Source organism: Rhizobium gallicum bv. gallicum R602sp (assembly GCF_000816845.1).
GTDB lineage: Bacteria > Pseudomonadota > Alphaproteobacteria > Rhizobiales > Rhizobiaceae > Rhizobium > Rhizobium gallicum.
Window position 1 is genome coordinate 434,666 of the sequence record NZ_CP006879.1, and the last position, 13,799, is coordinate 448,464.

Genomic DNA, 13,799 nt, shown 5'->3' on the forward strand with positions numbered 1-13,799 from the left:
TTGGAAACGGTCCACAAGGATGACGCACATCGGCCGCCAAACATCCAACTTGTCAGATCGGGCCTTTGGTGGAGTTAGATGCCGGTGCCAGCGACAGCCGCAGGCCAAGCACTTTCACCGCTTTGGCGATCGTATCGAGCGTCGGATTTCCCCCTGGGCGAAAAACCTTGTAGATGGTTTCACGACTGAGCCCGCTGTCTTTCGCGAATTGTGATGCGCCGCGTGCGCGGGCAATATCGCCGATGGCCGCTGCAATAAGAGCAGGGTCTCCATCCTCTAGAACAGCGTCGAGATAGCCAGTCTGATCCTCGTGGGTTTTGATGTAGTTCTGAATATCGAAGCGCGTTGTTTCCAATGCCATCTTATAGCTCCTTCGCCATGGCCTTCGCCGTCGCAATGTCACGTTTCTGTCTTGCTTTGTCGCCACCGCACAGCATCACCACGATAACATCAGCCTGTCTCACAAAATACAGCCGATAACCCGGCCCATAATCTATTCGTGCCTCGCTTACCCCGCTCCCCACGGGCTTTACATCTCCGAAGTTTTCTAATTCGAAACGACGCAATCTGGCGAGAACTCTGTCACGCGCGCGCCGGTCTTTCAGATCTTCCAGCCATCGGGAAAAAGTGACTGTCAGGCGGACTTCAATCATGTGTAGTACAGTACGCAGATTGCATAGGTTGTCAACTGTAATACACAGTTAATGCTGACTTCACCTCACCGGCTGATGCGCCAACTTGCTTTCTCATTCTCTCGATCCCTCCAACGACCTGAGCGTCCGAAGAGCCGCGAAGATCGGATTGTCGCCGAATGGGCCGCAAATCAGGGGCAGCCCAGCTTTCTGGACGCAGCCGTCGAGAAGTACCGTATGACGGCCCTCAAGATGGCCGGTCAGGACTGCGATACGAAGGTCTCCGCCTGCCCGATCATGGACAGATCATCAATGCATATCATCTCTGCCGTCTTTTGCCCGCCGAAGCTTACCTTCGGCCGCGGGACCGAGTGCGCCGGGTTCAGGCCTCTGGAAGATGGCATCGGTGCTTAAGAGCTGGTTCTGCGACCCAAACTCACCCTGGCAAAAAGGTGCGGTCGAGGACACTAACCAGCGTATCCGTCGCTTCCTGCCTGGCGATACGGACCTCCACTATCACCCAGCGACAGCTTGTCGACCTCGCCCATCAGCCGAATTCGCTGCCAGGAAGGTGCTCGGGCTACAAAACGCCGGCCGAAGTGTTCATAGCTCATTTGCGAGAATGTGATCCCCTACCCTGCATAACCGGCATGATGCACTTAGCGGAGATTCTCCAAAAAAAACCGCGTCAAGCTGCGTCGATGCCTTCGGGCGCCACCATGCTCGTTTTCCTGCGTCTAAGCAGGACTAAATGCAGTTTTTCCGCTTAACACCTCGTCATGCCGCAGCGAACGGATGAAGCAAATGCAATAAGAATACTCCCCGAACGGTTGGGGAATTCCTGCATCATGCGAGGTAGGGCAGTCAACGCACTTTCGAGACTCGGCCGGGTTGTCATATTTTACGGAACGGGTTTGCGGACATGAAAATTTCAATCATCGTGCCAGTGCGCTTGAATGAAACGCTATTTGAAGGGCTGCCAAGGCTGGAACAGCTCGTCCGGAACGCCCCATCCGACCGCTTTGAGGTCGTCGTCGTTGACTACGGCAGCCCACTAGGCGGGCCGCCGAATTGTCGTTCCTCACAGACCAATTCGAGCACGCGAAACACGTGCGCATTGACTCAGAAGCCGAGCCGTTCAGCGCTGGTATTGCTCGAAACGTCGGCGCCCAAAATGCTACATCTCCGGTGATCATGTTCAACGATGTTGATTGCCTTTGACCTTGCCAGCCCGAACATGTACGAGAAGATACATAAAGAAGCTCGCGCCAGGAGGATCGACGTCAACGCGTACGATTTTTTCGCTATCCCGATAGCCTTCCTAACGGTCGAGGGCGTGGAAGAATACCACCGAATACATGCGGCAAATGAACCGTACGACGCAGATTCCCTTTTCCACTACCACATCATTCGCGGCGAAAAAGCAATTCATCTGGTTTATGGCCCATTCAGGGTCCACCATCGTCGTGAACCGGCTGCACTACCTATCAATCGGCGGGACGAGCCCCGTCTTTCCCAGATGCACGACTACATCGGGTTTCGTGCCTATCTCTCGCTCTACTCGTATGAGGTGGCATTCCGTGGCATCTACATGGTTCACCTCTGGCATCCTCGCCGCGCAGTGAATAGCGTCAACCAAGCCGCCAGCAACGTTAGCTATAAGCAGACGGAACGGAACTTCACCCTCCTTGGCGAGATGATGAAGGATTTTGACAAATCCGGAAAGCAGTTGAATGCCCTTCCGGATCGTGCTGTCTTCCGAAAAACCCTGGTCCTATGCCGACCCGCGTCCACGGCGCTGGAAACGCTGCGACAAGCCCTCCCCCTTCTCGGCCAATATTCAGTCATCGACGAGACGGTTTTCGCGGATGAACATGCGTTGCTGGATGCGATCGAGGCAGAGGAATTTAACCACGTCTTCTTCCTAAATCCGTACGGAAACGAACACAGGCTCAGCCTCTACAACGCAGTGCGTAGCGCCAACATACACTATTGGGTCCATGACAGAGGCGCGCTGCCTCATTCTTGGTTCTTCGATCCAAACGGGTTTAATGCCGACAGTTCCAGCTACCTCAGAACTGGGATTCTCCGCTGCCAAGTGATGAGCGGGAAGAGGTCATTTCCTACATCCGGTCGCTGAAAACGAATGCCGAGACCCTGGAGAAGAACGGCGCCCCCAAGTCTGCCGAGCATTGGCGGCATGCGTTTGGCATCGGGACCGAAGGGTCCTGTTCGTGCCGCTGCAGCGCCCAACCGACACGGTGACGAGATACTTTGGGGCTGAAGTCGGGCCATATGAGAATTTTTATAAATGGGTGGCAGAGGTGGCCGCAAAACTCGACCCTTCCCAATGGGCGGTTGTCGTAAAGAAACACCCTGCGGAGCTGAACCGCCCGAAGATTCCGGGCGTGGTGTTCGCGCCCGATGACGCCCACGTGCACGACCTAATTGATCTGTCTCATTCAGTCATGCTGCTGAACTCTGGGGTTGGCCTCCTCTCGCTCGCTTTCGGGAAACCCGTTGTCGCATGCGGTGAGGCGTTCTACGCGTCCGACGGACTGGCATCCACCGCTCAATCCATTGATGAGGCTGCAGCAAAGATCAAAGCTGGCCTGCCATACGACCAAGAGACAGTCTACAGGTTCGTTCACTACCTCACGACGAAGTTTTACTCGTTTGGCCAGACCGATTATGTCGAACGAGACCTCGGCGACCGACGTTTCTTGGCTGCCGCACGGATCAAGTATCAGAACATCAGAATGCTAACGGACGAGCACGTGTTTTTCGGATCTCCGCCCGCCGCAGCCTCGCTTGACAGCCCTCTTCCTTTGGCGGCAAGGACGCACTGGAGCGCGCCCGTCAAAAGGCGGATGCCGGTCCAATAATCCTTCAACAATCCAAGATGCCGGCGCAGTTGCCGGCGCGTCTTTCGCCGCTGCAGCGCCAGAACGTTCCGATCGTGAGGCCATTTATTCGTCTTCTCGGAAACGCAAAGGACGTCGAGAAATACAACCGAGATCCAGCCATGTACTTCCGGAGGCTAAAGAGCCCCGGTTACAAATGGGTTGGCGGGATGCTTTTTTCACCACGCGCTCAAAGTCGTGAGGCCGCCGAATGACAGAGATGAAGAACAGCGGCTTCCTCGACTTCATCAAGTTGAGCGCTTCTTGTCGATTGCTCAGGTCACCCACCCGAGTGTTGCCCAAGCGCTGACGCGCGCCAGGCCTACGTATCGTCGCGATAGCGACTGCGCGCCCTCTCATCTGCTAGGGGGTAAACCGAGCCGCGGCCGCAGCTTCGAAATAAGCAGTTCTTACTTGGGGATTGCACCTCCTCGACCAGGCTCCAGAAAACTCCATCGGACTAGAACGGTAGGTAACGCCCGCGCCGATCAGCAAAACGTTTTGGGTGAGCTCGCGATATCTCGTCTCCAGTGAAGATCGCAATCAATGTTGATTGCGAGCTTCCGTAGCCACCTCGGGCGGTTTATTTTGAGGTGTTGCCGCCGTTTCGGCAGGCAAGACGGGATAGGCGACCTCCGGTACCTTTCCGGTCAGCGAGTTAAGGAAGGCAACGATCAGGTCGCCTTCTTCTTCCTTCAATTCTTTCAGTTTCAGGTAGGTCCGATATCGCAAGGCATCTCGTTCAGCCGTTGGTCATAAACTCCGGAAATTTCGAGCTCATCGTTTTGAAGCCATTCAACTATCCGAGCGATTGCATCGCTTAGTGCGCTGTCCTCAGCCGCTATACCGATGGCCCTTGTACATTCGGAAGAAAATTCTCCGAGCAGGATCGATTTGTTCAGCGGCATGAATCCTGACACAGAAATCGCCTTCGATTTGCGATGATGATGACTTGGAATGCGACCGGCGCAACGGCCCAGTCAGCCAAAATCCCACTGGTCGCTTCCGGCTGACGTCTTCGATGCGTTGATTTCCTTCAACCAGTAATGGCAGATAGCCTCATAGGTAACCGATTTGAAGGGGCGCTTGGTCGTCGACCGCCCGTCCGAAGCCGAAGCGATCCTCATCTACTATGAGTTTCGATCTCCTCCGACCTTGAACGGATGCGATCTGGGGCCATCACCCCCACGCCAACGCCGGCGGCTGGAACGGTTTCGCGCGAGACGCTTTACAAGTGGATGTCGGACGCCGGCCTATGGCTATCGCGCAAGCAGCGGCGCACGTCTTATCAGTTGCGGTTGCGCCGTGAGGCCTTTGGCGAGCTGCTTCAGAAGGCCGTCCATGGCCGGAGGTTGTTTGAACATGACAGTATAGCGACAGTCGATCTGTGCGGATCCGGACAGATTTGCGTTGCACGCCACCAGCGTTCGAAGGAAAAGCGCAGCTATTACAACCCGCTGTGCGAACCGTGGTCAGTTGGCACATTGATTGCTTGATATCTCTACAAGGCAGCAGCGGCTGTCGATCTTCGGACGGCGGCCTGGGAGGCCCGGCGCGTTGCCAGACTGGGCGCCCCACGTGGAGGATATCATGATCATCGAACATTCTGCGGAGGTCTGCGGCAAGACACCCTTTTACCGCCATCTCTATGTCCAGGTCCTGGCGGCGATCGCCGCGGGTATCCTGCTCGGACATTTCTATCCTGAGCTCGGCACTCAGCTGAAGCCGCTCGGCGACGCCTTCATCAAGCTCGTCAAGATGATCATCGCGCCGGTCATCTTCCTGACGGTCGCGACCGGCATTGCCGGCATGACCGATCTCGCCAAGGTCGGCCGCGTCGCCGGCAAGGCGATGATCTACTTCCTGACCTTCTCCAGCCTCGCGCTCGTCATCGGCCTCATCGTCGCCAATGTCGTCCAGCCGGGTGCGGGGATGCATATCGACCCGGCCTCACTCGATGCCAAGACAATCAGCACCTATGCGGAAAAGGCGCATGAGCAGTCGATCGCTGGCTTCCTGATGAACGTCATTCCGACGACGCTGATCGGCGCCTTTGCCGAGGGCGACATCCTGCAGGTGCTGTTCATCTCGGTGCTCTTCGGCATCTCGCTCGCCATCGTCGGCAAGAAGGCCGAGCCGGTTGTCGATTTCCTGCAGGCGCTGACGCTGCCGATCTTCCGGCTGGTGGCGATCCTGATGAAGGCTGCTCCGATCGGTGCCTTCGGCGCCATGGCCTTCACCATCGGCAAATACGGCGTCGCCTCGATCGCCAACCTCGCCATGCTGATCGGCACCTTCTATCTCACCTCGTTCCTGTTCATCTTCGTCGTACTCGGCGCCGTGGCGCGCTACAACGGCTTCTCGATCGTGGCGCTCATCCGCTACATCAAGGAGGAGCTGCTCCTCGTTCTCGGCACTTCGTCCTCGGAAGCCGCACTGCCGGGCCTCATGAACAAGATGGAGAAGGCTGGCTGCAAGCGTTCGGTCGTCGGCCTCGTCATTCCGACCGGCTATTCCTTCAACCTCGACGGCACCAACATCTATATGACGCTGGCGGCGCTCTTCATCGCCCAGGCGACCGACACGCCGCTTTCCTACGGGAATCAGATCCTGCTCTTGCTCGTCGCCATGCTGAGTTCAAAGGGTGCTGCCGGCATCACCGGCGCAGGCTTCATCACGCTCGCTGCGACGCTCTCCGTCGTTCCGTCCGTGCCGGTCGCCGGCATGGCGCTGATCCTCGGCATCGACCGCTTCATGTCCGAATGCCGCGCAATTACCAATATTGTCGGTAATGCGGTCGCGACGCTGGTCGTGGCGAAGTGGGAAGGCGAGCTCCACCAGGCGCAACTTTGCGCCGCGCTTGCAGGCGAAGCGCCGATTGAGACCAAAGCGACGTTCGCCCAGCCAGCCGAATAATGCCTCCCAGGGCAACTGCCGCACACCAGTGCGGATTGGCGCGGTCTGGTTTCCCAGATCGCGCTCTTTTTTTGTTTATCCACCAGCGAGGGCTTCTTGGCTGCCAAATGCCGTTCAAGCGCCTGCACCTGCCCGCTTTTCTAAGAAGACGCTCGTCGCCGCGACCACTGTCGATTTGTCGGGTCCGCGACACGATGCCGTTCGACCTGGTTCGTACTTCACTCTCATTTACACCGTTGATAACGCACCGATAGATCTTCCACGAGCGCCTCTTCGCGTAGCTGCCATGACTCTTGAAGCTTTCTCGATCGAGACCCGGCAGGACCTACCAACAGTGACCTACTGACCGCCCCGCCCTACGAGGAACCGTATGCTCACCGAAGGCCGGACTGCGATCCAATTTTGCCGGATTCCGCTCATCGATGTGGTCACGGCCATCGATCAAATTGCGGCGTCGTTCCCGAACAGGATCGCGATCAAGCATAACGCTGAAGAACTCACATAGGCGGGTTGCGAGTGCGGTCGGACAGCATTTGCGAGCACCCTGCGAGAGCGCGGCGCGGAGGGTACTGTCGTGGGCTATTGCGGCGAACGAAATCGCCAATTGGGAACGGCTCCGGAGGGAGAACTGATACTCGGATATGTTGGCTTATGCCTCAATATCCAAGCCGATGTTTTAGCGCTCTTGGAAAAGCTGAACCTCCGGGGACCAGCCCAACGTGAGATTCAGCTCCCGCACGGCCTTCCCTTACCGCGCCGCCAACCATAACGATCACCTCCGCCTCATGGAAATCGAAGGCTCTCAGGACCTGGTCTCAACTACTGGCCGGTGGTATGAGATCGGCAGGCTTAGATTCCTATCGTAAGCTGCTGCGTACTGGCCCCCGCGGTAACCCAGATTGCCAAATCGTTATTGCCAACGGTTCGTGTCTTCATAAGCTAGGACCGGTCCCAGGTGACCTGGAGAGAGCCCGAATAATGCAAACTGTAATACGACAGCGATGAGCCATGCGTACACTTCTGCCCGGCTACACCAGTGAGGCTGGATTTTAGATGGAAGCAGTAAGTATAGCTAACTTAGCTAATCGAGGTTTCCATGCAGGTTACAATTCATAACGCCAAGACGAACCTGTCCACACTTATTGAGGCGGCGAAGGCTGGCGAAGAAGTTGTCATCGTCAACGGTAAGGCTCCTGTTGCCCGGATCGTTGCCATCGCGCAAAACAGGTTCACCATCGGGCTACTGAAAGGCAAGGTCACAGGAGATGGACCAGATTTCTTCGAGCCTATGAGTGAGGATGAATTGGCGCTTTGGGAAGGCGCAGCGTGACGGCTGTATTGCTCGACATGGACGCTGACCGGCGATTCGCGTTTATCTGCCAAAGCAACCGCCTATTACGGACGCCGACAGCGTTTTCGTCAGTCCGATCAGCTTCTTCGAGATCGGGCAGAAGGTTCGTATCGGCAAGTGGCGGAGATGGAGCCATTCGTCAACCATTTGCCGAGCTTGCTGGTAGAACAAGGCGGCAGAGTAGCCGCACTGGGCGCCGGAGATTTGTTTGAAAGGGCCGACTCTTGCGTGGGGGCATCGCGACCCGTTCGACCGTCTGTTGGCAGCGAGTGCGTTGGATTTTGGGACGCCGTTAATTTCAGCGGACGAGGTGTTTGACAAGCTCCGCGCCGTCAAACGTTTGTGGTGGACTTCAATCCCAGTTGGGGTCAGCGCTGGGCAGTCGAGGTCCATTTGTTATGATCCGCCGATACCTTCCGTAGCCAGCTCGAGCATTTATTTCCCTAATATCTGCGACACAGGTCGAGGTGTTGCCGTCGTTTCGGCAGGCAAGACGGGATAGGCGACATCCGGTACCTTTCCAGTCAGCGAGTTAAGGAAGGCAACGATCAGCTCGACTTCTTCTTCCTTCAATTCTTCGCCGAGCTGGACGGTCCCCATGATGGCGATGGCCTTTTTCAGATCCCAAACCTTGCCCGAATGAAAATATGGCGCGGTGAGTGCTACGTTGCGCAGCGGCGCCGCGCGGAAAACAAAGAAATCGTCGAATGTATTGGTGACCGCAAAGCGGCCCTTGTCTTTTTCCGGCAGAACGTCGGTGCTGGGCCTTTTAACAAGACCGAAGGGGTAATAGCCCTCCCCGCCAACGTTGATGCCGGAATGACAGGACGAGCAGCCTTTGTCCATGAAAAGCGTCAGGCCCTGTTTCTGTTCGGAAGTCATGGCGGCGTCATCACCGTTGAGGAACGCATCGAAGGGGGCTGGCGTGACCAATGTCGCCTCAAAGGCTTCGATTGCCTTGGCGAAGTTGTCGAAGGTGACCGGATCGGCTTCACCCGCGAAAGCCGCACTGAACCATTCGACATATTGCGGCATCGATCTGAGCGTGGCAATGACTTGACCCGGTGTATTGGCCATTTCGACACCGGCTTGGACCGGTCCCTTGGCCTGAGCCTTCAGGTCTTCGGCGCGACCGTCCCAGAACTGCGCGATGTTGAAGACAGCGTTCAGTACCGTCGGCGCGTTGCGCGGTCCCTTCTGCCAACCATGGCCGATCGAGGTTTCAAGATTGTCGTCGCCCCCGGTGGCCAGGTTGTGGCATGAGTTGCACGAAAAAACGCCTGACGCCGAGACGCGTGGATCGAAGAACAGTGCCTTGCCGAGGACGATCTTCTCCGATGTGATCGGGTTGTTGGCGAGTGCCCGCGTGGTGGATGGCAAAGCCTTGAAGGTAGCCAGTGCCGTTTCTCTGAGGTCTGCGGGGAACGGATCCGCAGCAAAAGCGGTGGTTGCCATCAAGGCGGCAGCCATCGTTGTGAACAGGAGTTTGACGGGCCGAATACCGCGCACATCGAGATCTTCAATCACAAGGATGTGCTCAAGTCCTCGGGCCCCACCAGCCGCCCAAGCCGATGGAGAAGTCGGCCCGCCCACTTCCCTGCGGGCCGTCATTCTTTCCTTTCCTTGAGCGGCGGTCCGAAGTCGTCTCGCGGCCGACCGGACGTCCTCCACGGCTAACCGCGGTAAAGAGCTCCTGTGCAGCTCGGCCCGACTATTCCTGTACGGCCTCTTAACTCTTCCGCATCTGAAACGTCCTACAGTAGAAGGATCGGATGCAGGCCCCAGCGGAAAGCACTTTTCCGACATTTCGACATTCTCCGCAGAATTATCGTCCCTCTATTGCGCATCTGCAAATGGCTCCACGCAATATGCGTGCCAAAGGCAAAACTCTTTTGATACAGCGTAACCGATCGAACCCGCTGTCTTGCATGTCCAACGTTGTCGTATCTCGGACAATGCTAGCTACGCCGTCGACTCATAAGCTGTGACACCAGATTTTCGTGGCGACGAGCTTTACGGCTGCGAGATAGTTTTCAGGGCGCTTGTCGTTTCGGGGTGCGACACCCCGGAACTGCTTGATCCTGTTGAAGAACCGTTCCACGAGGTTACGCTGCCGATAGACCCAGCGCGAGAAGATGAACGACCCCTTCCTGTTGCTCTTCGGCGGGATGTTGGCCCAAGCCTTGCGCTCGGCCGCCTTGGCCCGGATCGCGTTGCTGTCGTAGCCCTAGTCGGCCAGCAGGATGTCTCCTTCGCCGAGCTCGTCCATCAACGCGCCGGCCTCGGTGCAGTCGGCGACTTGCCCGCCGCTCAGACGGAGGCTGACGGGGCGACCTTCGGCGTCGCCGAGCGCGTGGATTTTGCTCGTAAGCCCGCCGGGGGACGTCCCATGCCGCCATCGTCTCCATCCCCTCATTTTCCCGTGGCCGCGTGCTGGTGAACGCGGACACAGGTCGAGTCGATCATGACGATATCGCCATCGTAAGCCTCGGAAACCGCTTCAAGAAGTCGGTCCCAGACACCGGCCTTCCGCCAGTGGACGAAGCGTTGTAGCAGGTGGTCGGCGGACCGTAGCGCTCCGGGATTTCCGCCCAGGGTGAGCCCGTCCAGAACCGCCAGAGGATGCATTCAACACCCGCCGATCATCTGCTGCCCCGCACATTCAGCGCGAGAGCAGGCCTTTGTCGGGCACTTGCTGCGCCGTTTGTCGGCATTGAGACTCAATGCCAGAAACCTGACACTACGCGCCGCTGCGAAGTGTCTGCTGAGCCTGCGAATTCACTTCGGCACGCGATTTGCTCTGTTCACGGCATCGTCACCAATCGCAGTGCGATGGTCTTCCGGACGGACACGGCGCGCGTCGCTGTTCGCGTCTGGTCCGTTCCGACCGTTTGCTGTGGAAATGACTTGGCGCTCGGTTGTGGACCGAGAAAATGCAAGGAAGTGTTGGATGCGATCTAGAGTTCTTCTTTTGGGAGCCACAATTATTGCGCTTGTCGCGAGCGGTGCAACCAAAGCGGCAGACCTTGAGCCAGGAGTGAAACTGCCACCGGCGGTGTGGGACTGGTCCGGAGGCTATATTGGCGGACACGTCAGTGGCGGGTACGGTCGAATCTCCTTCACCGATCCCTACGGTCAGTCGATCTATGGCGATGCCGACAGGTTCGATGTCACCCCGCTGCACAACCCGCACCTGTCGTTCGGCCAGGGGCCGCATTTCTGTCTGGGCGCTGGCGCGCCTCGAATTGCGATCCGCATTCCCGGCGCCGTTCGTGCGGCTGGAGGATCTGGCCCTGACCATCGCAGCGGAGGACGTCGTCTACATGCCGTCTTACGTCATTCGCTGCCCACAGCGCCTGCCGGTCACCTTCCGCCCTTCCATCGCTTAGAGAGTGAAGTGTCACCATGTCCGAACAACCCTTGCCGACCCTGCCGATGTGGCGCGTCGATCACATCGAGCCCTCCCCCGAGATGTTGGCGCTACTCGCCAACGGTCCGATCCACCGCGTGCGCTTCCCGTCCGGGCACGAAGGCTGGTGGGTGACAGGCTACGACGAGGCCAAGGCGGTGCTGTCCGACGCGGCGTTCCGGCCCGCGGGAATGCCGCCGGCGGCATTCACCCCGGATTCGGTGATTCTCGGTTCGCCGGGGTGGCTGGTCTCGCACGAGGGGGAGGAGCATGCCCGGTTACGCACGATCGTGGCGCCGGCCTTCAGCAACCGCAGGGTGGAACTGCTCGCGCAGCAGGTCGAGGCGATCGCCGCGCAGTTGTTCGAGACGCTGGCGGCCCAGCCTCAGCCCGCCGACCTGCGGCGCCACCTCTCCTTTCCGCTTCCGGCCATGGTCATCAGCGCGCTGATGGGCGTGCTCTACGAGGATCACGCCTTTTTCGCCGGGCTGTCCGACGAGGTGATGACGCACCAGCATGAAAGCGGCCCGCGCAGTGCGTCGCGCCTGGCCTGGGAAGAACTGCGCGCCTACATCCGCGGCAAGATGCGGGACAAGCGCCAGGATCCGGGCGCCAACCTGCTGACGGATCTGCTCGCGGCGGTCGACCAGGGCGAAGCGACCGAGGAAGAGGCGATCGGCCTCGCGGCGGGCATGCTGGTGGCGGGGCACGAGAGCACCGTCGCGCAGATCGAATTCGGCCTGCTGGCCATGTTCCGCCATCCGCAACAGCGCGAACGCCTGGTCGGCGATCCATCCCTGGTGGACAAGGCGGTGGAGGAAATCCTGCGCATGTACCCGCCGGGCGCGGGCTGGGACGGCATCATGCGCTATCCGAGGACCGACGTGACCATCGCGGGCGTGCATATTCCCGCGGAGAGCAAGGTGCTTGTCGGCCTGCCGGCGACGTCGTTCGATCCGCGCCATTTCGACGACCCGGAAATCTTCGACATCGGACGCGACGGAAAGCCGCACCTGGCGTTCTCCTACGGGCCGCACAACTGCATCGGCGTGGCGCTGGCTAGGCTGGAACTCAAGGCGGTGTTCGGTTCGATCTTCCAGCGCTTTCCCGGGCTGCGCCTCGCAGTGGCGCCCGAAGAACTGAAGTTGCGCAAGGAGATCATCACTGGCGGCTTCGAAGAGATGCCGGTGCTCTGGTGATGCGTGGACGCCCGGGGGGGTCGGGATCTTGTCCGCAATTTGGCCGGCGGCCTCGCTCGCGCCGGTCAGATCAGCCAACCAAACAGGTAACCAAGATGGACGTGAAAGAAACAACGGCAGTATGCCGGGACGCCTTCGCCGAACTGGCGTCGCCAGCGTGCATCCACGACCCGTATCCGTTCATGCGGTGGTTGCGCGAGCACGATCCGGTGCATCGCGCGACGTCGGGCCTCTTTCTGTTGAGCCGCCACGCCGACATCTACTGGGCGTTCACGGCCACGGGCGATGCGTTTCGGGGACCAGCGCCGGGCGAATTGGCGCGCTATTTCCCGCGTGCGGCGACCAGCTTGTCGCTCAGTTTGCTGGCATCCACTTTAGCGATGAAGGAACCTCCAACGCATACGCGTCTGCGCCGGCTGATCTCCCGTGATTTCACCATGCGCGAGATCGACAACCTGCGGCCGAGCATCGCGCGCATCGTCGCAGCGCGCCTGGACGGCATCGCGCCCGCGCTGGAGCGCGGGGAGGCGGTGGACCTGCATCGCGAATTCGCGCTTGCCTTGCCAATGCTGGTCTTTGCCGAACTGTTCGGCATGCCCCAGGAGGACATGTTCGGGCTCGCCGCCATCATCGGCGCCATCCTGGAAGGCCTGAGCCCTCACGCCAGCGATTCCCAGCTCGCCGCGGCTGACGCAGCCAGCGCCAAAGTTAAGGCCTACTTCGGCGACCTCATACAGCGCAAGCGCACCGATCCCCGCCAGGACATCGTGTCGATGCTCGTCGGCGCACACGGCGACGACGCCGACATGCTGTCGGATGCGGAGTTGATCAGCATGCTATGGGGCATGCTGCTGGGCGGCTTCACTACCACTGCTGCGACCATCGACCATGCCGTCCTGGCGATGCTGGCGTATCCCGAACAGCGGCACTGGCTGCAGGGGGACGCCATGGGAATCGAGGCATTCGTCGAAGAAGTCCTGCGCTGCGACGCGCCCGCCATGTTCAGCTCCATTCCGCGGATCGCGCAGCGCGACATCGAACTGTGCGGCGTGGTGATCCCGAAGGATGCGGACGTGCGCGTGCTGATCGCGGCCGGCAATCGCGACCCGGACGCCTTCGCCGATCCCGACCGCTTCGATCCCGCACGGTTCTACGGCACCAGTCCTGGCATGTCGACCGACGGGAAGATCATGCTGAGCTTCGGCCACGGCATCCACTTCTGTCTCGGCGCGCAACTGGCCCGGGTGCAGCTGGCTGAGAGCCTGCCGCGGATCGAGGCGCGCTTCCCCACGCTCGTACTGGCCGAGAAGCCGACCCGGGAGCCATCCGCGTTCCTTAGGACGTTCCGCGCCCTGCCCGTGCGGCTCAATGCGCTTGGAGAGGCCTGAG

At 59.1% G+C, this 13,799-nt stretch carries 11 protein-coding genes and 5 pseudogenes; 11 read left to right on the top strand and 5 right to left on the bottom strand.

Annotation, left to right across the window (positions count from 1 at the left end):
* Window positions 1-52: 52 nt before the first annotated feature.
* Both RGR602_RS23000 and RGR602_RS23005 read right to left on the bottom strand, forming a co-directional pair.
* Complete coding sequence (locus RGR602_RS23000) at window positions 53-361, bottom strand: addiction module antidote protein (protein ID WP_040114366.1); 309 nt, start codon at window positions 359-361, stop codon at window positions 53-55.
* Window position 362: 1 nt separating this feature from the next.
* Window positions 363-653: a type II toxin-antitoxin system RelE/ParE family toxin gene (locus RGR602_RS23005; protein WP_040114367.1), complete on the bottom strand. Its 291-nt coding sequence runs from the start codon at window positions 651-653 to the stop codon at window positions 363-365.
* Window positions 654-942: 289 nt separating this feature from the next.
* Between RGR602_RS23005 and RGR602_RS39870 the strand changes: the two are divergent.
* The 3 genes and pseudogenes from RGR602_RS39870 to RGR602_RS23020 form a co-directional block, all read left to right on the top strand.
* Window positions 943-1,402 (top strand): annotated as a pseudogene (locus RGR602_RS39870) (transposase); the annotation flags it as partial.
* A gap of 434 nt (window positions 1,403-1,836) precedes the next feature.
* The gene (locus RGR602_RS23015; protein WP_040114369.1) at window positions 1,837-2,772 is read left to right on the top strand and encodes a hypothetical protein; all 936 of its coding nucleotides are present in this window, start codon (window positions 1,837-1,839) and stop codon (window positions 2,770-2,772) included.
* Between the two features lie 52 nt (window positions 2,773-2,824).
* Complete coding sequence (locus tag RGR602_RS23020) at window positions 2,825-3,517, top strand: capsular polysaccharide export protein, LipB/KpsS family (protein ID WP_040114370.1); 693 nt, start codon at window positions 2,825-2,827, stop codon at window positions 3,515-3,517.
* 561 nt (window positions 3,518-4,078) lie between these two features.
* On the opposite strand, the gene RGR602_RS37550 is transcribed toward RGR602_RS23020, so the two are convergent.
* Entirely contained in the window at window positions 4,079-4,234 is a 156-nt protein-coding gene (locus tag RGR602_RS37550; RefSeq protein ID WP_166677530.1) for a hypothetical protein, read from the bottom strand.
* Window positions 4,235-4,746: 512 nt separating this feature from the next.
* Between RGR602_RS37550 and RGR602_RS37555 the strand changes: the two are divergent.
* The 5 genes and pseudogenes from RGR602_RS37555 to RGR602_RS39485 form a co-directional block, all read left to right on the top strand.
* Window positions 4,747-4,896, top strand: a pseudogene (locus RGR602_RS37555) (ISNCY family transposase); the annotation flags it as partial.
* Between the two features lie 229 nt (window positions 4,897-5,125).
* Window positions 5,126-6,451: a dicarboxylate/amino acid:cation symporter gene (locus tag RGR602_RS23035; RefSeq protein WP_040114373.1), complete on the top strand. Its 1,326-nt coding sequence runs from the start codon at window positions 5,126-5,128 to the stop codon at window positions 6,449-6,451.
* 370 nt (window positions 6,452-6,821) lie between these two features.
* A complete protein-coding gene (locus RGR602_RS39295; protein ID WP_267285106.1) occupies window positions 6,822-6,956 on the top strand; it encodes a hypothetical protein in 135 nt (44 codons plus the stop codon).
* Between the two features lie 591 nt (window positions 6,957-7,547).
* Window positions 7,548-7,781, top strand: coding sequence for a type II toxin-antitoxin system Phd/YefM family antitoxin (locus RGR602_RS23040; protein ID WP_040114374.1), 234 nt, complete (start codon window positions 7,548-7,550; stop codon window positions 7,779-7,781).
* 3 nt (window positions 7,782-7,784) lie between these two features.
* Window positions 7,785-8,148: pseudogene (locus tag RGR602_RS39485) on the top strand (type II toxin-antitoxin system VapC family toxin); the annotation flags it as partial.
* 89 nt (window positions 8,149-8,237) lie between these two features.
* On the opposite strand, the gene RGR602_RS23045 reads toward RGR602_RS39485, so the two are convergent.
* Window positions 8,238-9,272 carry a cytochrome-c peroxidase gene (locus RGR602_RS23045; RefSeq protein ID WP_040114483.1) on the bottom strand — a complete coding sequence of 345 codons (1,035 nt, stop codon included), beginning with the start codon at window positions 9,270-9,272 and terminating at the stop codon, window positions 8,238-8,240.
* Window positions 9,273-9,777: 505 nt separating this feature from the next.
* A pseudogene (locus RGR602_RS23050) lies at window positions 9,778-10,449 on the bottom strand (IS5 family transposase); the annotation flags it as partial.
* Between the two features lie 507 nt (window positions 10,450-10,956).
* Here RGR602_RS23050 and RGR602_RS23060 point away from each other — a divergent pair.
* The 3 genes and pseudogenes from RGR602_RS23060 to RGR602_RS23070 form a co-directional block, all read left to right on the top strand.
* Window positions 10,957-11,191, top strand: a pseudogene (locus RGR602_RS23060) (cytochrome P450); the annotation flags it as partial.
* Between the two features lie 16 nt (window positions 11,192-11,207).
* Window positions 11,208-12,410 carry a cytochrome P450 gene (locus tag RGR602_RS23065; RefSeq protein WP_040114375.1) on the top strand — a complete coding sequence of 401 codons (1,203 nt, stop codon included), beginning with the start codon at window positions 11,208-11,210 and terminating at the stop codon, window positions 12,408-12,410.
* Between the two features lie 95 nt (window positions 12,411-12,505).
* The gene (locus RGR602_RS23070) at window positions 12,506-13,798 is read left to right on the top strand and encodes a cytochrome P450 (RefSeq protein WP_040114376.1); all 1,293 of its coding nucleotides are present in this window, start codon (window positions 12,506-12,508) and stop codon (window positions 13,796-13,798) included.
* The last annotated feature ends 1 nt before the right edge of the window (window position 13,799 follow it).